Raw genomic sequence first — 19451 nt, forward strand, 5'->3', positions numbered from 1 at the left:
ACGGATATCCGAGGCAGTACTCCCTTTTGCCGAACCGGTGAACTCGGACGGGAATGCAGCGCGAGTACTTCGATTCCGAACGGGTGAACGTGGGGGAGGCCGTGCGAGAGAAACACGAACAGGTCGCCGACGAAGCGGTCGGCCAGGCGGAGTACGGCCACCTGATCGGCGGCGAGTGGGTCGAATCGGACGGCGGTGACACGGCCGACGCGGTCGACGCCACGACCGGGCAGCGACTGGCACGGTTCCAGACCGGGACGCCGGCGGACGTCGATCGGGCCGTCGAGGCCGCCCAGGAAGGCTTCGAGAAGTGGTCCGTGATGTCGCCACAGCAGCGCTCGAACAAGTTGCTGGACGTCGCCGACCGACTCGAGGACCGCCGGTCGGCGATCGCGCGGCTGGACAGCCTCGAGATCGGGAAGGCCAACCAGCACTCGATGTTCGTCGACCTCGAGGTCGCCATCGAGCAGTTCCGGTACTTCGCCAGCCTCGCCCGCACCGCGGACGAGGGGCGGCGCCCGCCGGCCAGCCCCGACCGGCTGACCTACACCCAGAAGGAGCCCTACGGCGTCGTCGGCCTCATCAGCGCGTGGAACTTCCCGGCGATGTTCGTCGCCTGGAAGATGGCCCCCGCACTGGCGGCGGGCAACGCCGTCGTCTTCAAACCCTCTTCGCGGGCCTCCCTCTCGACGCTGGAGATGGCCCGCACCATCCAGGACGTCCTCCCGAAGGGGACCGTCAACGTCGTGACGGGCGCGGGCAGCGAGGTGGGCGACGCCCTCACCGGCCATTCGGGCGTGGGGAAGGTCGCACTGACTGGCTCGACCGCAGCCGGCCAGTACACCATGCAGAACGCGGCGGAGAACATCACCCCTGTATCGCTGGAACTGGGCGGGAAGAGCCCGAACATCGTCTTCCCCGACGCGGACCTCGAGAAGGCCGTCCAGGGCTCCATCATCGCCTCCTGGTTCAACGTCGGCCAGCAGTGCACCATGGGCTCGCGCATGTTCCTCCACGAGGACGTCTACGACGAGTTCCTCGATGCCTTCGTGGAGGCCACGGCCGATCTGCAGGTCGGCGACCCCCTCGATCCGCGGACCGACGTGGGCCCGCTCGTCGACCACGACCACCTCGAAGACGTGCAGTCCTACGTCGAGACCGCGCTCGCGGAGGGCGCGACCCTGGAGTACGGCGGCCAGCAACCCGCCGACGCCGACCTCGACGGCGCACCGTTCTACGAGCCGACGATCCTCACCGACGTGGACAACGGAGACACCATCGCCTGCGAGGAGGTGTTCGGGCCCGTCCTCTCAGTACTGGAGTGGTCCGACTACGACGAGATGATGGCCGAGGCCAACGACACCATCTACGGCCTGGCCTCTGGCGTCTGGACGACCGACCTGGAGAACGCTAAACGGGCCGCCGACGACCTCGAAGCCGGCACCGTCTGGGTCAACACCTACAACGACATGTTCGAGCCCAGCCCCTACGGCGGCTACAAGCAGTCGGGCATCGGGCGGGAACTCGACGAGTCGACGCTTTCGGACTACACGCAGACCAAGTCGGTGACGATGAACTTCGGCGGCTTGCCGGACATGTGATTACCCCGGCAGAATTTCCGTGAGCACGCTGGACTCGATCTTCCGCAGATGTTCGCCCACGGTAACGGGAGCGAGATCCAGTTCGGCGGCGATGTCCTCGTACGTCGCGTCGCGGGGCACGTCGTAGTACCCCAGTTCGGCCGCCGTGAGGAGGATCTCCTGCTGGCGGTCGGTGAGCAGCGAGAACAGCTGGCGGTCGTCGGGGTGGTACTCCCGCATCGCCTCCAGTTCCACGTCGATGCTGTCGGGGACGACGGCGAGCGCCTCGGTGATCGTCTCCTGATCGCCCATGCCGGTGATCCGGAGGCCGCCGTCGGGGAGGCACTCCACAGGGGTATCGACCACGATGCTGTACTCCTGCATGGTCCGGAAGAGGGCGTCGACCAGCTCGTTCGGCTCGAAGTGGATGTAGGCGTGGAGGTTCGCCTCGTCGCGGGAGACGCTGAAGTCGATCACGTCGTCGTGCTCGGCGAGCAGCGCCTGCGCCCGCTCGGGGTCCCCGCGGGCCTCGTAGAGGAAGACGATGGTCCCGTCGTCGAGCTGGTTGAGGTGGTGGATCGCGACCCGCTGGAGCGCCGGGTCGTCCACGATCGCCTGCTCGGCGGGGTGGAACCCCTCCCGGTCGGGCCGCAACACCATCTCCACGTACCGCATGCCCCTCGATACCGGCCGATCCCATATGTGTGCGGCGGTTGGCTCGACTGCCGACCGCCCGCTGGTTTCGCCGTCCGGCGTCCGAATCCGGACCCGTGCTACTGGGGGCATATAAACGACCCGTCGATGATTTGCACCACGGATAGGGGGATCGTCCCGAACAGTCGTGTGTACGATGACACAGGTAGAGGACGACAGCCGCGAGATGCGGCTCGATCCGGACTCGTTCGCCCAGGGCTATTTCAAAAACGCCGTCTACCGCCACTGGGATCCCTACGAGATCGAGGGGCTGGAGGCCGACAAGCGGAAGATGATCGACTACGAGCCGACCGAGGCCGAGTTCGACGAACTCCGGACCGCCATCGCCCGCTTCGGCGCGGGCGAGGAGGCCGTCACGGAGGATCTGATGCCGCTGGCGATGGTGCTCGAGGACATCAACGACCAGATGTTCCTCTCCAGCCAGATCTACGAGGAGGCCAAACACACGCAGTTCTTCGACCGCCACTGGCGGGAGGTCATCAACCCGGTCGCCGAGGAACTGGGCTACGAGGTCACGAACCCGACCGACCAGCGCTACTTCAACGACGACTACGTCGCGCTGTTCGACAAGACCGAGGCGGCCATGGAACGACTGCTGACCGACGACACGCCCGAGAACCGCGTCCGGGCGTACTGTCACTACCACCTCGTCGTCGAGTCGGTGCTGGCCCAGACCGGGTACTACGGCTTCCAGTCGGCCTTCTCCGAGCAGGGTTCGGACGAGGTCACCGACGAGGACTTCCCCAACTCCGAGGGGCTCGTCGAGGGCATCGCCAAGGTCCGCTCCGACGAGGGTCGCCACGTCGGCTTCGGGATGAACAAGGTCCGTGGCTACGTGCAGTCCGGCGAGGTCAGCGAGGACGTGGTGCAGGAGACGCTCCAGAGCCTGATGCCCCACGTCGCGGGCACCTTCAGCGATCTGACCGAGAGCCTGAACCCCGGGCCGCTCGTGGCTTACTCCCGCGACAAACTGACTCGGCGGATCGAGATCATCACCGACGCCGACGCCGAAGTGCCGGGCGTCCACGAACTCGTCGACATGGACGAGAGCGCGACCGCCGCCGACTGACTCACTTCGTTCCTCAGTCGAGCCCTGTCTCGCTTCGCTCGACAGGGACACCGGCTGACGCGATGAACGCGTCACCCGAGCCTGCACTCGCTTCGCTCGTGCAGACGCCGACTGACCGCCGGACTCGCTCCCGCTGCTCCCCCGACACCACGGACGTCCCCACACGCTATTTCCCCGTCCCCCCACGCCCTTCCCCCGTTCCCCACACGTTCTTTTCTCGCTGGCCACGACGGGCGATTTCCGTACCCGAACGCTCATTAGCCCGGGCCGGGCCCTCTCGGAGTATGGACGAGCAGGTCGTCGCCGTGATCGTCGGGCTGGTACAGGGCGTGCTGGAGTGGTTGCCAGTCTCCAGCGAGGGGACCGTCGCGCTCGTGTTGACGCTCCTGGGCAGCGCCGACCCCGAGGCCGCGGTCGGGTACGCCCTGTTCCTCCACGCCGGGACGGCCATGGCGGCGACGGTCTACTACCGCGGCGAGATCGACGGCGTCCTCCGGACGCTCCCCGACCTCTCGCTGCGCGATCCGTTCGCCACCGAGACCGCGGACCTCGCCTTCCTGATCGTGGCGACGCTGTCCTCGATGCTCGTCGGCGGGATCGCCTACCTGGCACTGGAGACGCTCGTCTCGGAACTGGCCGGCGGCGCGTTCGTGGCGCTGATCGGCGGGTTGCTGATCGTCACGGGCGTCGTCCAGCGGGTCGCGGAGAACCGCGGCGGCGACGGCGAAGGAGAGCCCAGGTCGCCGGACCTGTTCGACGGGGTGGCGGTGGGCGTCCTCCAGGGGCTGGCGATCCTCCCCGGCGTCTCGCGGTCGGGGACGACCGTCAGCGCGCTCCTGCTACGGGGTCACGAGGGCGTGGACTCGCTCCGACTCTCCTTCCTGCTCGCCATTCCGGCGTCGCTCGGGGCGGGCCTGCTGAGCTTCGACGGACTCGGGATCTCGGCGACGGCCGCGGTGACGGCGCTCGCGGTCAGCGCCGTCGTCGGCTACCTCACCGTCGGCGCGCTGGTGGCGCTGGTCCGCCGCGTGGCCTTCTGGGCGGTCTGCGTCGGCTTCGGCGGCCTGGCGGTCGTCGGCGGCGTCGCACTGCTGGTCTGAGCCGTCCGGGAATCGACGGTGCTCGCGTACAAGTTCTGAGAACGGTCCGACAACGTTTATCTTTCCGACCCGGTTAGCTAGCGGCGAGTTCGACCGGCGGACCGTGGAAACGGTCGCCCGCCCCGGCCGTGGAGCGGTTCGCCGGGCGCCGTCGGCACACGCACGCATGTCCCGCACACCGAACGCCACGCATTGCAGCAGTCACCCATGAGCGACGGCGAACGGAAGCTGCTGGACGCGCAGGGCGACTTCCTCTACGCCGTCCGGGGCGGCGAGGTCCAGGCGGGGGCGGACTGGCAGAGCTGTCGGCTCGTGGTGACGACGAAGCGGCTCGTGCTGGCGACGAGCGGGAACAAGCAGACCGTCCCGCTGTCGAAGGTGTCGCTGGTCGCGGACCCGCCCGAGATCGAGGCGACCGAACACGTGCCGTCCGTTACCGCGATCAGGGTCGGCAGCGCCGTGATCTTCCTCACGCTGGCCGACGGCGACCTGTCGGAGACGCTCACGCAGGCGCTGCTCCACGACGAGGTCGTCCTCGTCAAACACCCCGCGGTCGAGGGCGGCGTCGTCTCGGACGCCGAGTGGGAGAAGGCGAAGTTCCGGTACGTCGACGAGCGCATCGAGATGGCGCTCTCGGAGGGGCGAGTCGCGATCGACGTCGACGACGTGGGGACGATCGACACGACGGAGTCGACGGTCCGGGACAGCGAGCGCACGGTGGTCGCCGTCGAACACACAGAAGACGACATCAGCGTCGAGACCCACCTCACGGGGACAGAACGGCACACGCAGGCGCTCTCGACGCTGTTCGCGAGCGCCGTCGCGCGCAACGAGGGGGACGCGGGCGAACTCGACGACACGGAGAGCCAGGTCCTGATGGCCCTCTATTCGGGCGTCTCGCCGTTCGAGATGTCCGACTTCGTCGGCATCCCGCCGGACGAGGTCGAGGAGATCTACCAGCGCCTGCTGGAGATGGGGGCCGTCGACGAGGTGCGCACCCGGACGGAAGTGGCGCTGAACGCGCGTGGCAGAAATCTGGCGAGCGACGCCATGAGTGAAGAGTAGTCGGCCGCTACCGCGACGGTTCGTCCGGTAATACGGCGACTAATAGGGTGAAGCGTCCGAAATATCGGTACGGCAGCCGGAAGGTTGAAACGGGCCGCCGGCAACCATCTGATATGAGCGTCAGCACGGCGGTCGTTCTCGCTGCGGGGGAGGGGACTCGGTTGCGTCCGCTGACGCGCAACCGCCCGAAGCCGATGCTCCCCGCCGCCGACCGCCCGATCCTCGAACACGTATTCGACGCCCTGGTCGACGCCGGCATGGACCAGCTGGTCTGCGTCGTCGGCTACAAGCACGACCGGGTGCAGGACCACTTCGGCCCGAGTTACCGGGACGTTCCGGTGCAGTACGTCCGCCAGCACAAGCAACTGGGCAGCGGGCACGCCCTCCTGCAGGCCCGTGCGGCCGTCGACGGCCCGCCGCTGGTCGTCAACGGCGACCGGCTCATCGAGGCCTCGATGGTCGAGGCCGTCGCCGAGGGCTTTTCCCGCAACGACCCCGCCGCCGCCCTCGCCGTCATGGAACACCCCGACGCGAACCAGTACGGGGCGGTCGTCCTCCGCAACGACGAACTCACGGAGATCGTCGAGAAGCCCACGACGGACGACTACCGGCTGATCAACGCCGGGATCTACGCCTTCGACGCGACGATCTTCGACGAGATCGCGGACACGCCCCGCTCGGCCGGCGAACTCGGGCTGACCGACACCATCGCCCGCCTCGCCGAGAACGACCGCGTCCACGGCGTCCGCTGTGAGGGGATGTGGGTCGACGCCACCTATCCCTGGGACCTGCTGACGGTCGCCCGCGAGGTACTCGCCCGCGGCCGGGTCGACGTCGCCGAGCGCTCGGAGGGCGTCTGGGTCCACGACGACGCTCGCGTCCACGAGGACGCGACGCTACGCGCGCCGGTCGTCGTCGGCGCGGACTCTGAGATCGCACCAGGCGCCGTCGTCGGGCCCGACGCCGCGCTGGGATACAACGTCACCGTCGGCGCGAACGCGACCGTCGAGCGCACAGTGTTAGACGCCGACGCCCGGGTCGACGCCGGGAGCGTCCTCGTCGACACCGTGACCGGTCAGGACGTCGACCTCGGCGCCGGGAGCATCGTCCCCGGCGGCCGCGCGGACGTGCGGGTCGGCAACGAGGTCTTCGAGGACCAGCGCCTGGGCGCGGTGCTCGCCGACCGCGTCACCGCAGAGGGGGACGTGAGCGTCGCCCCCGGGACGCTGGTGGGCCCCTCCGCGCACATTCACACGGGCGCCCACGTCCAGGGCCGCGTCCCCGACGGCGCGGAGGTGGTGCGCTGATGTGCGGGATCATCGGCTGCGCCGGCCGCGACGGCGAGACGCTGGACGTGCTGGTCCACGGCCTCTCGAAGCTGGAGTACCGCGGCTACGACTCCGCGGGCGTCGCACTGGCCGGCAGCGACCTCGGCGTCTGCAAGACCGCCGGCGAGATCGACGAACTCCGGGCGGCGCTCGAGGACCAGTCCCTCTCCGGATCAGTGGGGATCGGCCACACCCGCTGGAGCACGCACGGGCCGCCGACCGACGAAAACGCCCACCCGCATCTCGACTGCAATCGCGAGATCGCGGTCGTCCACAACGGCATCATCGAGAACTACCAGGAGCTCAGAGACGAGCTCTCGACGGCCGGCCACGAGTTCCGCAGCGACACCGACACCGAGGTCGTCCCGCACCTGATCGAGGACGAACTCGCCGACGGCGCCGACCCCGAGGACGCCGTCCGGTCGGCCATCGCCCGCCTGGAAGGGAGCTACGCCGTCGCCGTCGTCCTCGACGGCGTCGACCGGATCTTCGTCGCGCGCAACGACTCGCCGCTGGTCCTCGGCGTGGACGACGACGCCTACTACATCGCCAGCGACGTGCCGGCCTTCCGCGACCACACAGACAGAGTGGTCTACCTCGCGGACGGCGAGTTCGCGGTCGTCGACGCCGACGGCTACCGGGTGACCACGCTCTCCGGCGACCCCGTCGAGAAGACGGAGGACACCGTCGACTGGGACCCCGAGGAGACGGGCAAGAGCGGCTACGACCACTACATGCTCAAGGAGATCCACGAGCAGCCCCGGGCGCTCCGGCAGTGTCTCCGGGGCCGGGTGGACGAACTCGCCGGCGAGGTCGACCTCGCGGACCTGGGCGACCTCTCGCCGCGGGGCATCCAGCTGGTCGCCTGCGGGACGAGCTACCACGCCGCGGTCTACGCCGCCCAGTTGTTCCAGCAGGCCGGCGTCCCCGCGCAGGCGTTCCTGGCCAGCGAGTACGCCTCCGCCACGCCGCCGATCGGCGACGCCCTCGTCGTCGGCGTCACCCAGAGCGGGGAGACCGCCGACACGCTGAGCGCGCTGCGGGAGGCCCGCAAGCGCGGCGCACGCACCCTCGCGGTGACGAACACGGTCGGCTCGACGGCCGCCCGCGAGTGCGACCACGCGCTGTACATCCGGGCCGGCCCGGAGATCGGCGTCGCCGCGACCAAGACCTTCTCCAGCCAGATCGCGGCCCTCAATCTGCTCGCGCTGGCGATCACGAGCGTCGACGACGACCGCGAGGTCATCAGCGGGATGCGCGACCTGCCCGGGGCCGTCCAGGAGATCCTCGACACCTCCACCGCCGCCGAGATCGCCGAGGCCTACCGCGACGCCGAGTCCTATTTCTTCATCGGCCGCGGCCTCCACTACCCCGTCGCGCTCGAGGGCGCGCTGAAGATGAAGGAGATCACCTACAAACACGCCGAGGGGTTCGCCGCCGGGGAGCTCAAACACGGGCCGCTCGCGCTCGTGACCAGCGAGACGCCCGTCTTCGCCGTCGTCACCGGCGACGACGAGCAGGCGACCAAGACCGTCGGCAACGTCAAGGAAGTCGAGGCCCGCGACGCGCCGGTGGTGGCGGTCACCGACGGCGCGAGCGACGTCGAGCGCTACGCCGACCACGTCCTCGAGGTGCCCGACACCCACCGCCGGGTGGCGGCCGTCGTCGCCAACGTACAGCTCCAGCTGGTGGCCTACCACACGGCGAACCGGCTCGGCCGCTCCATCGACAAGCCCCGCAACCTCGCGAAGAGCGTCACCGTCGAGTAATCAGTCGCCGTCTTCCGTCGCCGACTTGTCAATCGCCGTCTCCTCTTGCGAATCCCGCTGTTCGGACGGCTCCGGCGGTTCGAGTACAGCCCAAAGGAGCCGGCCGCCGCGCGTCGCCGCGAGTTCGCTCGCCGAGAGCGGGATCTGTACCGCCAGGGCGGCCAGGCCGAGCAGGATCAGTCGCCAGCCAACGCCCGCCTGCGAGATTCCGCCCAGGGCGAGCGAGAGCGCGACCTCGACGAGCACGGCGACGCCGACGACGATCCCGAGCGCCCGGACGGGGGCGTCGCCGATCGCCCGCCCCGTCGCCTCGGTGCTGGACCGATCCCAGGCCGTCGCGAGCGGTTCGGTGACGCGCTCGAGCAGCCGGATCATCGGGCCGACGGTGTAGGTCTCCCGCAGGTCGATCACGATCACGTCCGGCTCCGGTTCGGCGGTGAGCCACCGGTAGCAGAACGAGCCGCGAGTCCACCGGCCGGCGGTGTCGGCTAGTCGCCCGACGACAGACGCGTCGGCGGCGGTCGCGAGCCGAGCCGAGAGCCTGCCCCAGGCGCGACCGACGCGTGACCCGGCGAGCCAGTCACCGACGACGTCACGGAGGCGGCCCCGCTCGTCGGCGTCGGCGGGCGGGTGGTCAGGCATCGGTCTCGACGTCGAGGACGGTCCCGCGAAGCGTAATGCTGTCGAACTCCAGTGCGACGGTCTCGCCGTCGGTGAGTGGCCGGCCGTGGAAGCGGAGTTCGGAGCCGTGACGTCTGGCGGTCGCCCGGACCGTCAGCGTCACGTCGAGGTTGCGCGGGTGTTCCCGGACGAAGAGCTCGCCCGCCTCGTTCGACCGGACGAACGTCGCGGGTTCGGTGGAGACGTCGGTGACCCGGGCCGTGGCGCCGCGGTGCGTCTCGACCTGTCCGGCCGCGATCGCGTCCGCGACTTCCGGGCGGACGTTCTCCCAGGAGAGGGTCATCGTGACGGGCGCAGGCTCGCCGGCGGGGTCGAGCGAGCCCACCTGTTCTACCGTCCCGTTCAGGTCGGCCACGTCGCTCGTGTGGAACGGGATCCGAGACCCGACGCGGAGCCCCCGGTCGGCGAAGTGTGGCTCCCCGTCGACCGTCAGCGTCCGAAGCGTGAGGGACATGCGGAGCCGACGCTCGCCGTTCCGACGGGCGGGCCGCGACGTGACGGACTCGACCGTCGCCAGCGTGTGGTTGCCAACGGTGTACCGGTCGCCGGCTTCGACCGCGGCGGCCGCTGTCGGATCGAGCGTCGTTGTGACCACGACCGCCGTCGATTCGGTCCGGAGCGTCGACCGGTTGGCCTCGACGGCTCGGACCTGGCCCTCGGCACGGTAGCCGTCGCCGGCCATCGGGACCGTCGCACCGGTCCGGAGGGCTGGCGTCCCCGCCACGTACTCGACGCGGGCGAAGACACCGACCTGCCCGTCGGGTGCGCCCGTGAGGTGGACGTCGGTCACCGTCGCCGTCCCGTCGGCCCCGCCGAGGGAGACGTTCTCCCCGGTCTGAACTGCCGACGCGAGCCAGGTCGGCTGTGGGCCGAGCGCGACCGTCGCGTAGCGGGTCTCGGGTTCGGCGTCGGTGTCCGTTCCGGAGCTCGGGGGTTCGCTGCCCCCGGTCACCAGCGCGATTCCGGCCGCGACCACCGCCAGCACGACCAGCACGACGAGCGCGTCGACGACGTTGACGCGTCCGAACAACCGCCCCTCCTCGTCGATCAACGTCATTCTCTGTCCGCCGCGTCGAATGCTGCGGGTATAGTGGTTTCGACGAGGTGGCCCGCCGACGGGGCCGTTCGCGGGCCGGCGAGGCGTCGGGCGGAGCGCAAGCTATTTATTCGCCGGCAGTTACTCACGAACCGAGTAACTAATGACGATCCTCGTGACCGGCGGTGACGGCTACGTCGGGTGGCCGACCGCTCTGCGAATCGCGACGCGCACGGACGAACGGGTGCTGGCAGTGGACAGTTTCGAGCGCCGGGACTGGGTCGAGGAGGTCGGCTCCACGAGCGCCGTGCCGGTGGCCTGGATGGACGAGCGCCTCGCCGCGGCCCGGGAGGTCCACGACGTCGACAACCTCTCTTTCGTCCAGGGCGACCTCGTCGAGAAGGAGTTCGTCGACGAACTGCTGACCGTCCACGAACCGAACGTCGTGGTCCACGCCGCGGCCCAGCCCTCCGCGCCGTACTCCCAGATCAACGGCGAGCGGGCCAACTACACCCAGCACAACAACATGCAGGCCACGCGGAACCTGCTGTGGGGGCTCGAGGAACACGACCTCACCGACACCCACTTCGTCGAGACGACGACGACGGGCGTCTACGGCGCACCTGAGTTCCCCATCCCCGAGGGCGGCGCGGTCATGGAGAACCAGGGCGAGCGCGACGAGGTTCCCTTCCCGGCGATGGCGGGTTCCTGGTACCACCTCACCAAGAGCCACGACGCGGCGAACCTGCGGCTGGCGAACAAGCAGTTCGGGATTCCGGTCTCCGACGTCCGGACGGCCATCGTCTACGGCACCGAGACCGACGAGACCCGGTCCGACGACCGGCTGAAGACCCGCTTCGACTTCGACTACTACTTCGGCACCGTCGGCCACCGCTTCTGCGCGCAGGCCGTCGCGGGCTACCCCGTCACGGTCTACGGCAAGGGCGAACAGCGCAAGCCCTTCATCAGTCTGGAGGACACGGTCGAGGGGCTGGCGCAGCTGGCGCTGGCCGACCCCGACGACCGGCCCGAGGACCTGACCGTCTACAACCAGGTCACCCGCGCAATCAGCATCGTCGAGATCGCCGAGACCATCGCCGACGTGGGCAGCGAGTTCGACCTCGACGTGGCCGTCGAGCACTTCGAGAACCCCCGCGACGAGGACGAGACCCACAAGATGGAGATCGAGAACGGAAACTACGAGGCGCTCATCGGCGAGCAGGCCCAGGACTTCGAGGGCGGCGTCCGCGACATCTTCGAGACGCTGACCCGCTACACCGACACGATCGAGGCCCACGAGGACCGCTTCCTCCCGGGCGTCCTGGAGGAGTAGGATGGACGTCCTGGTCACCGGCGGCTGCGGGTACATCGGCAGCGCCCTCCTCCCGCAGTTGCGGGCCGACGACGCCGTCGACCGGGTCGTCGTCCTCGACTCGCTGTCGAACGGTTCCCCGCGCGCGCTGCTGGGGACCCTCGGGAACGGCGACCGCGCCGACGTCGACTTCAAACGCGGCGACGTCCGCGAGTACGGCGACGTGGAGAACGCCGCCCGCGGCGTCGATACGGTGATCCACCTCGCAGCCATCACCGGCGCGGCCAGCACGCACGACCGGCGCGAGGAGACCCTGGCGGTCAACTACGACGGCACCGAGAACGTCCTGAAGGCCGCGGGGAAACTGGGCGTCGAGAACGTGGTTTCGGCCTCCTCCTGTAACATCTACGGCCGGGCGATGAGCCGGGACATCGACGAGTCGGTCGAACCCGACCCGATCAACCCCTACGCCGAGGCCAAGTACGAGGCCGAGTCCCTCCTCGCGGAGTACTGCGAGAACCACGACATGCGCGGGACCGCCCTCCGGATGAGCACGAACTACGGCTACTCGCCGGGGATCCGGTTCAACCTCGTCGTGAACCACTTCGTCTTCCGCGCGCTCACCGGCCGGTCGCTGACCGTCTACGGCGACGGATCGAACTGGCGCCCGTTCATCCACGTCGAGGACGCCGCCGCGGCGTACAAACACGCCGCCTGCAACCCCGACGACTGGGAGAAGGAGGTGTACAACGTCGGCACCAACGAGAGCAACTTCCGCATCTCGGAGATCGCCGACCTCGTCCGTGACGAAGTGGGCCCCGTCGACGTGACCTACCTGGAGGACGAACACCCCGGCCCCTCCTACCACGTCAACTTCGATAGACTGGGCGAGACCGGGTTCGAGCCCGAGTGGTCGATCCGTGAGGGCGTGCGGGATCTGGCCGATCGGTTCACCGGCGAGGAGTGACCAGCCCCCAGAACGATTCGCTTTTGCCGACGCCCGCGATAGCCGGGCCATGGACCGACTTCTCGCGTCGCTGCACGAGGCCCCCATCGTCGACAAGGACGGCTACGAGTACCTCGTCCACCCGATCAGCAACGGGGTGCCGATGCTCGATCCGGCGCTCCTCCGGGAGGTGGTCGTCGAGGTCATGCAGCGGGCCGACCTGGACGTGGACAAGATCGTCGCCCCCGAGGCCATGGGCATCCACCTGGCGACCGCCCTCTCCCTGCAGACGGACATCCCGCTGGTCGTCATCCGCAAGCGGGCCTACGGCCTGCCAGACGAGGTGGCGCTGCACAAGTCGACGGGCTACTCCGAGTCGGAGATGTACATCAACGACATCGAACCCGACGACCGCGTGCTGATCGTCGACGACCTGCTGTCGACCGGGGGGACGCTCGCGGCCATCTGCAACGCCCTCGACGGCATCGGCGCTGAGATCACGGACATCGTCGTCGTCATGCGCAAGGTCGGCGACTCCGCGATGGACGACGTCGACCACGAGGTCGAGAGCCTCGTCGACATCACCGTCGCCGATGGCGAGGTCACGATTCACTGAGGCGCAGAGCCCGCCGTCCCGTTACGATTTCGTCATGTTCGTACCGGCGAGCGAGCCGTCCCTTCCGGGACGAAACCCGCCTGCGCGCCCGATGACGAAAGTACTATGACATGATGTCTGCTGGATAGGGCTATAGATGCCATCAGCAACAGACGGGGAGATCGACCTGGACTACGAGCGCGACGACCGGCCGCCGTGGCCGAAGTCGCTGCTGCTGGGGCTGCAGCACGTCGCGGTGATGATCGTGCCGGCGACGGCGGTCGCGTTCATCGTCGCGGACGCGACGGGGATCGGCGCCGCCGACACGGCCTATCTCGTGCAGATGGTGCTTTTGTTCTCGGGGCTGGCGACGATCGTCCAGGCCTACGCGCTCGGGCCGGTCGGGTCGCGCCTGCCCATCGTGATGGGGACGAGTTTCACCTTCGTCGGGGCGGCGACGACCATCGGCGCCGAGTTCGGGCTGGCGGCGGTCTTCGGCGCGATCCTCGTGACCGGCTTCTGGGTCGAGGGGCTGGTCGGCTGGCAGTTCAAGCGGATCAAGCCCTACTTCCCGCCGCTGGTGACGGGACTGGTCGTCGTCATCATCGGTCTCTACCTGATCCCGGTCGGGATGGACTACGCGGCCGGGGGCGTCGGCGCCGCGGACTACGGATCGATGACCAACCTGGGGCTCGCCGCGCTCGTCCTCGGTATCGCCGTGTTGCTCAACATGTTCACGAGCGGGGTGATGCGCCTGCTGAGCGTGCTCGTCGGCATCGTCGTCGGCTACGCCGTCGCCGTGGCGCTGGGCGTCGTCGACTTCAGTGCGATCGGGCAGGCGAGCTGGGTCGCGATCCCGCGCCCCGGCGCCTTCGGCTTCGAGTTCGAACCCATCGCCATCGTCACCTTCGCCTTCCTCTTTCTGGTCTCGGCGATGGAGACCGTCGGCGACATGTCGGGCATCACGGCCGCGGAGGGCCGCACGCCGTCCCACGAGGAGTTCCGGGGCGGGCTCCTGACCGACGGCCTGCTGAGTTCGATCGGCTCGGTCTTCGCGGCCTTCCCCGTCACCTCCTTCTCGCAGAACGTCGGCATCGTCAACTTCACCGGCGTGATGAGCCGCCACGTCGTCGGCGTCGGCGGCGTCATCCTCGCGGTGCTCGGGTTCAGCCCGAAGGTCGGCGCGGTCGTGACGACCATCCCCCAGCCGGTGTTCGGCGGCGCGGTCCTCCTGATGGTGGGCATGGTCGCCGCCTCCGGGGCGCGCTTGATCTTCCTCCACACCGACCTCGACCGCCGGAACATGGTCATCATGGCCGTCTCGCTCGGCCTCGGTCTCGGCGTGGCGACCCGCCCGGAGGCGCTGCAGGGCCTGCCCGCGGCCGCCGAGACGTTCTTCGGCGAACCGGTCATCCTGACGGCGCTGTCGGCGCTGGTGCTCAACACGTTCGTGCCCGGCGAGCAGAGCCCGCTGTTCGATTCCGCACCCGACGAGACGCCCGCGGAGTCGATCGGCCTCGTCTCGAAGGACGATTAGGAGTCAGTCAGCAGTCAGTCGTCGCCATCGACTTTCGCGTGTTTCGTGCTGTCGACGCTGATGGTCTCCCACTCCTGATCGGTGTGGGCGCCCTCGCGTTCGCGAGCGCTCGCCGCGACCTGGATGAACTCGGCTTTCTCCCGCGCGTCGGGGATCGTGTGGCCGCCGCAGTAGGAGAGGCCGGACTTGATACCGGCGCAGAACTCCCCGGCCACGTCGGCGACGGGGCCCTTGAACGGGGTCAGGCCCTCGACGCCCTCGTCGGCGGTCACGTCCTCTTCCTTGTCAGAGCGGTCCTCGGCGGCGGCCGTGGTTGCCATCCCGCGCGAGCGCTTGTAGCGCGTCCCGTCGATCTCGACGGTGTCGCCGGGTGACTCGGCCGTCCCGGCGAAGAGACTCCCGAGCATGACCGTGTCCGCGCCCGCCATGAGAGCCTTCACGGCGTCGCCGGAAGTCCGGATCCCGCCGTCGGCGCAGATCGTCACGTCGAGGTCGGCTGCGGCCTCGGCGCAGTCGTCGACGGCCGTTAGCTGGGGGACGCCCGCGCCCGCGACCTTCCGGGTGGTGCAGTGCGAGCCGGGGCCGATGCCGACCTTCACGCAGTCGGCGCCGGCCGCGGCGAGGTCCTCGACGCCAGCGGGCGTGGCGACGTTGCCCGCCACGAGTTCGAGGTCGGGGTAGGCCTCGCGGATCTCCGCCACGGCGTCCAGGGTGCGCTCCATGTGCCCGTGCGCGACGTCGACGACGACGGCGTCGACGCCGGCGGTGGCGAGCGCCGCTGTGCGGGCGACGTGGTCCTCGTCGATGCCCACCGCGGCGGCGACGGGCAGGCCAGCGTCAGCGACGGTCGCGACCTCGCTGGCCTGCTCGTCGACGGTGAGAAAGCGATGGATCGTCCCGATACCGCCCGCTTCGCCCAGTGCGATGGCCAGGTCGGCCTCGGTGACGGTGTCCATCGCCGCCGAGACCAGCGGGTTATCGAGTTCCAGGTCGGGGGTGAGCCGGGCGGTGAGGTCCACGTCGCTCCGGCTATCGACCGGCGAACGCTTCGGCACCAGTAACACGTCTCCGTAGCTCAGTCCCGTTCGCGGTTCGTCCATGACCGCACAGGTAAAGCGGTTGCGGACGGATAAATCCGCCGTTCCCGACAGAAGGTGTCGGCTCTTGTCAGCGAGGGCCAACCACGAAACTTTGTAACCCCTCGCGTGGACGGAGGGATTATGAGCGAGTCCTCCGATCCGGTCCACGTCGCCGTCACCGGCGCTGCGGGCTACATCGGCAGCCGCGTCGTCGCACAGCTACAGCGCGATCACCCGGAGTGGGAACTCACGGCACTCGACAACTTCTACCTGGGCGACCTCCGCGAGATCGACGACGTCGCGGTCGAGCACGTCGACATCCGCAACCGGGACCGGCTCGAGGACGCCCTGGACGGCGCGGACGTCGTCCTCCACCTCGCGGCGATCTCCGGCGTCGACGACTGCGACGACAAGCCCGACCTGGCCTACGAGGGCAACGTGGTCGGCACCAACAACGTCGCCTGGTTCTGTCGCAAGACCGGCGCGGCGCTGTGTTTCCCCTTCTCGATGGCCGTCATCGGCGATCCCGAGGCGTTCCCGATCACCGTCGACCAGGAGCGGGACCCGCTGAACTGGTACGGCCGGACGAAGGTGCTCGGCGAGCAGGCCATCGACTCGCTGGCCGACGGCGCCTTCCCGGCCCACCAGTTCATGATCTCGAACCTCTACGGCCGCCACGAGATCGGGGACCAGGAGGTCTCGAAGGGCACGGTGATCAACTTCTTCGTCAACCGGGCGCTGGCGGGCGAATCGCTGACGGTCTACGAGCCCGGGACGCAGTCGCGGAACTTCGTCCACGTCACGGACGTGGCGAACGCCTTCGTCAAGAGCGCCGAGCGGCTGGTCGAGCAACGCGAGGCCGACGCGACGGGCGTCGAGAAGTACGAGATCGCGAGCGACGAGGACCCGGGCGTGATGGACGTGGCGGAACTGGTCCAGTCGATCGCCCGCGAGGAGCGGGGCATCGAGGTGGACGTGGAACTGGTCGAGAACCCCCGGAGCGGGGAGACGATGGTGGAGGACTTCGCCGTGGACACGACCGCTGCGGCCGACCGACTCGGCTGGGAGCCGGCCGCGTCGGTCGAGGACTCGATCCGATCGCTGCTCGCGGAGTAGCGAGAGCGCATCCCGGAGGCGGGACGGCGTCGCGGGCGAGAACAGCAACTTTATCACGCGCACGGGGCGAAGATATCGTAAGATTACTTCCGAAATGACAGACGAACACCGACAACCGGAGGTGAACATCGGGCTCGTCGGCCACGTGGACCACGGGAAGACCACGCTGGTCCAGGCGCTGAGCGGGGAGTGGACCGATCAACACTCCGAGGAGATGAAACGCGGGATCTCCATCCGCCTGGGGTACGCCGACGCGACGTTCCGGCAGTGTCCGGACGAAGACGAACCCGAGAAGTACACCGTCGAGGAGGAGTGTCCCGACGGCTCGCCCAGCGAGCCGCTCCGGACCGTCTCGTTCGTCGACGCGCCCGGCCACGAGACGCTGATGGCGACGATGCTCTCAGGGGCCTCGATCATGGACGGCGCGGTGCTGGTGATCAGCGCCAGCGAGCCCGTCCCGCAGGCCCAGACCGAAGAGCACCTGATGGCCCTGGACATCATCGGCATCGACAACATCGTCATCGCCCAGAACAAGGTCGACCTCGTCGACCGCGAGCAGGCCGCCGAGAACTACGAACAGATCCAGGAGTTCGTGTCCGGCACCGTGGCCGAGGGCGCACCCATCGTCCCCGTCTCCGCCCAGCAGGGCGTCAACGTGGACGTGCTGATCCAGGCCATCGAAGAGGAGATTCCGACGCCCGACCGGGACCCGACCGAGGACGCCCAGATGCTCGTCGCGCGCAGCTTCGACATCAACCGTCCGGGGACGACCTGGGACTCCCTACTCGGCGGCGTCCTCGGCGGCAGTCTCGTCCAGGGGCAGCTCCACGCCGACGAGGACATCGAGCTCCGACCCGGTCGCGAGATCGAGGAGGGCGGCCAGACCGAGTGGCGGCCCGTCGAGACGACGATCAGGTCGCTGCAGGCCGGCGGCGAGGACGTCGAGGAGGCCACCCCAGGTGGATTGCTCGGCGTCGGGACCGGACTGGACCCGTCGCTGACGAAAGGTGACGCGCTGGCGGGACAGGTCGCCGGGCCGCCGGGGACGCTCCCGCCGACCTTCGAGCAGTTCGAGATGGACGTCGAACTCCTCGAGCGGATCGTCGGCGAGAACGAGGAGGTCGAGGAGATCTCGACCGGCGAGCCGCTGATGCTCACCCTCGGGACGGCCACGACCGTCGGGTCGGTCACGAGCGCCCGGGGCGGCGAGTGCGAGGTCGCGCTGAAGCGACCGGTCTGCGCCGAGCCGGGCTCGAAGATCGCGATCAACCGTCGCGTGGGCGCGCGCTGGCGGCTGATCGGCGTCGGGACGTTGCGGGAATGACGGTCTGTCTGGACACGAGCGCGCTGATGATGCCGGTCGAATGCGACGTGCGGCTGTTCGAGGAACTCGACCGCGTCGTCGGCGACCCGGATCTGGCGGTGCCGGAGGCGGTCGTCACGGAACTCGACTCGCTGTCGCAGGGCAACGGCGAGGAGGGGACGGCCGCCAGCGTCGGACGGGACCTCGCCGACCGCGCTCGCGTCCTCGATCACGGAGAATCGTACGCCGACGACGCCATCGTCGAACTCGCCGACGCGGGCGAGTGCGACTGCGTCGTCACGAACGACCGGCCCCTGCGGGACCGCGTACTGGACCGTGGCGTTCCAGTAATTGGTTTAAGGGGCCAGCACAAACTCGCCATCACTCAACCATAACATGTACAAACGGGTTCGACTTCGCGACACGGTAGAGGTGCCCCCGGAGCACCTCGCTGACGTAACTCCGGGACGCATCAAGCGGCTGTTGCAGGACAAACTGGAAGGACGCATGGACGAGGACGTCGGCAGCGTCGTCTCCGTCGTCGAGGTTCACGACATCGGGGAGGGGGCGGTCCTCCCGAACGAACCGGGCGTCTACTACGAGGCCGAATTCGACGCCCTGACCTTCGATCCCCAGATGCAGGAGGTCGTCGACGGGGAGATCGTCGAGGTCGTCAACTTCGGTGCCTTCGTCGGCATCGGTCCGGTCGACGGGCTGCTCCACGTCTCGCAGATCTCCGACGAGTACCTGGCCTACGACGAGGACAACCAGCAGCTCGCCTCCAGGGACTCGAACGACACGCTGACGGTCGGCGACGCGGTGCGGGCCCGCATCGTCACCAAGAGCATCGACGAGCGCAACCCCCGGGACTCGAAGATCGGCCTGACGGCCAAGCAGGTCGGCCTCGGAAAGCACGGCTGGCTCGAAGCCAAGCGCCAGGAGCGCAAGAGCGAGGCGACGACGGGTGAATAGCCATGGCCGATAGACTCGTCTGCCGCGAGTGTCACCGCGTCCAGCAATCGGGCGAGGAGGAGGCCTGCGTCGCCTGCGGCTCCAGTTCCCTGACCGAGGACTGGGCGGGCTACGTGATCATATCTCACCCGGAGGACAGCGAGATCGCGGCGGAGATGCAGGTCGAAGAGCCTGGCAAATACGCGCTGAAGGTCCGCTGACGTGCCAGACGACACAGACTCCACCGACGTGGTCGTCAGCCTGCAGCAG

Annotated in this window: 19 protein-coding genes; 15 read left to right on the forward strand and 4 right to left on the reverse strand. The window is 68.8% G+C overall.

Annotated features, from left to right (window positions below; genetic code table 11):
* The first annotated feature begins 53 nt into the window (after positions 1 to 53).
* Positions 54 to 1601 carry an aldehyde dehydrogenase family protein gene (locus tag U5918_RS07535; protein ID WP_336000612.1) on the forward strand — a complete coding sequence of 516 codons (1548 nt, stop codon included), beginning with the start codon at positions 54 to 56 and terminating at the stop codon, positions 1599 to 1601.
* Here U5918_RS07535 and U5918_RS07540 read toward each other — a convergent pair whose 3' ends face one another.
* Positions 1602 to 2255: a helix-turn-helix domain-containing protein gene (locus U5918_RS07540; protein ID WP_336000614.1), complete on the reverse strand. Its 654-nt coding sequence runs from the start codon at positions 2253 to 2255 to the stop codon at positions 1602 to 1604.
* Between the two features lie 175 nt (positions 2256 to 2430).
* Here U5918_RS07540 and U5918_RS07545 point away from each other — a divergent pair, with 175 nt between their 5' ends.
* From U5918_RS07545 to glmS, 5 genes are all read left to right on the forward strand, one after another.
* Positions 2431 to 3363, forward strand: a complete 933-nt coding sequence (locus U5918_RS07545; RefSeq protein ID WP_336000615.1) for a ferritin family protein — start codon at positions 2431 to 2433, stop codon at positions 3361 to 3363.
* Between the two features lie 284 nt (positions 3364 to 3647).
* Entirely contained in the window at positions 3648 to 4463 is an 816-nt protein-coding gene (locus tag U5918_RS07550) for an undecaprenyl-diphosphate phosphatase (RefSeq protein WP_336000616.1), read from the forward strand.
* 207 nt (positions 4464 to 4670) lie between these two features.
* Complete coding sequence (locus U5918_RS07555; RefSeq protein WP_336000617.1) at positions 4671 to 5528, forward strand: CheF family chemotaxis protein; 858 nt, start codon at positions 4671 to 4673, stop codon at positions 5526 to 5528.
* Positions 5529 to 5641: 113 nt separating this feature from the next.
* Positions 5642 to 6835: a bifunctional sugar-1-phosphate nucleotidylyltransferase/acetyltransferase gene (gene glmU, locus U5918_RS07560; protein ID WP_336000619.1), complete on the forward strand. Its 1194-nt coding sequence runs from the start codon at positions 5642 to 5644 to the stop codon at positions 6833 to 6835.
* Positions 6835 to 8625, forward strand: coding sequence for a glutamine--fructose-6-phosphate transaminase (isomerizing) (gene glmS / locus U5918_RS07565; protein WP_336000620.1), 1791 nt, complete (start codon positions 6835 to 6837; stop codon positions 8623 to 8625). The genes glmU and glmS overlap by 1 nt, the downstream gene beginning before the upstream one ends.
* Here the strand turns inward: glmS and U5918_RS07570 are convergent, their stop codons facing one another.
* Positions 8626 to 9267 (reverse strand): hypothetical protein, encoded by a 642-nt coding sequence (locus U5918_RS07570; RefSeq protein ID WP_336000622.1) that lies wholly within the window; start codon positions 9265 to 9267, stop codon positions 8626 to 8628.
* A complete protein-coding gene (locus U5918_RS07575; RefSeq protein WP_336000623.1) occupies positions 9260 to 10363 on the reverse strand; it encodes a DUF4330 domain-containing protein in 1104 nt (367 codons plus the stop codon). The genes U5918_RS07570 and U5918_RS07575 overlap by 8 nt, the downstream gene beginning before the upstream one ends.
* Positions 10364 to 10505: 142 nt before the next feature.
* Here U5918_RS07575 and U5918_RS07580 point away from each other — a divergent pair, with 142 nt between their 5' ends.
* The 4 genes from U5918_RS07580 to U5918_RS07595 all read left to right on the forward strand — a co-directional run bounded on the left by U5918_RS07580 (position 10506) and on the right by U5918_RS07595 (position 14732).
* On the forward strand, positions 10506 to 11675 hold the full coding sequence (locus U5918_RS07580) for an NAD-dependent epimerase/dehydratase family protein (RefSeq protein ID WP_336000625.1): 1170 nt from the start codon (positions 10506 to 10508) through the stop codon (positions 11673 to 11675).
* A 1-nt stretch (position 11676) separates the two neighbouring features.
* On the forward strand, positions 11677 to 12621 hold the full coding sequence (locus tag U5918_RS07585; RefSeq protein ID WP_336000626.1) for an NAD-dependent epimerase/dehydratase family protein: 945 nt from the start codon (positions 11677 to 11679) through the stop codon (positions 12619 to 12621).
* 49 nt (positions 12622 to 12670) lie between these two features.
* The gene (gene hpt, locus U5918_RS07590; RefSeq protein ID WP_336000627.1) at positions 12671 to 13216 is read left to right on the forward strand and encodes a hypoxanthine/guanine phosphoribosyltransferase; all 546 of its coding nucleotides are present in this window, start codon (positions 12671 to 12673) and stop codon (positions 13214 to 13216) included.
* Positions 13217 to 13352: 136 nt separating this feature from the next.
* A complete protein-coding gene (locus U5918_RS07595) occupies positions 13353 to 14732 on the forward strand; it encodes a uracil-xanthine permease family protein (protein ID WP_336000629.1) in 1380 nt (459 codons plus the stop codon).
* 14 nt (positions 14733 to 14746) lie between these two features.
* On the opposite strand, the gene U5918_RS07600 is transcribed toward U5918_RS07595, so the two are convergent.
* Positions 14747 to 15832: a guanosine monophosphate reductase gene (locus U5918_RS07600; RefSeq protein WP_336000630.1), complete on the reverse strand. Its 1086-nt coding sequence runs from the start codon at positions 15830 to 15832 to the stop codon at positions 14747 to 14749.
* Positions 15833 to 15952: 120 nt separating this feature from the next.
* Here U5918_RS07600 and U5918_RS07605 point away from each other — a divergent pair, with 120 nt between their 5' ends.
* From U5918_RS07605 to spt4, 5 genes are all read left to right on the forward strand, one after another.
* The gene (locus U5918_RS07605) at positions 15953 to 16927 is read left to right on the forward strand and encodes an NAD-dependent epimerase/dehydratase family protein (protein WP_336000631.1); all 975 of its coding nucleotides are present in this window, start codon (positions 15953 to 15955) and stop codon (positions 16925 to 16927) included.
* 94 nt (positions 16928 to 17021) lie between these two features.
* Positions 17022 to 18251: a translation initiation factor IF-2 subunit gamma gene (locus U5918_RS07610; RefSeq protein WP_336000632.1), complete on the forward strand. Its 1230-nt coding sequence runs from the start codon at positions 17022 to 17024 to the stop codon at positions 18249 to 18251.
* On the forward strand, positions 18248 to 18625 hold the full coding sequence (locus U5918_RS07615; protein ID WP_336000634.1) for a PIN domain-containing protein: 378 nt from the start codon (positions 18248 to 18250) through the stop codon (positions 18623 to 18625). Before U5918_RS07610 ends, U5918_RS07615 begins: the two co-directional genes overlap by 4 nt.
* Position 18626: 1 nt before the next feature.
* Entirely contained in the window at positions 18627 to 19202 is a 576-nt protein-coding gene (locus U5918_RS07620; protein WP_336000636.1) for a DNA-directed RNA polymerase, read from the forward strand.
* A gap of 2 nt (positions 19203 to 19204) precedes the next feature.
* The gene (gene spt4, locus U5918_RS07625) at positions 19205 to 19402 is read left to right on the forward strand and encodes a transcription elongation factor subunit Spt4 (RefSeq protein ID WP_336000637.1); all 198 of its coding nucleotides are present in this window, start codon (positions 19205 to 19207) and stop codon (positions 19400 to 19402) included.
* Positions 19403 to 19451 lie beyond the last annotated feature (49 nt).

It is taken from the genome of Halorientalis sp. LT38, assembly GCF_037031225.1.
GTDB lineage: Archaea > Halobacteriota > Halobacteria > Halobacteriales > Haloarculaceae > Halorientalis > Halorientalis halophila.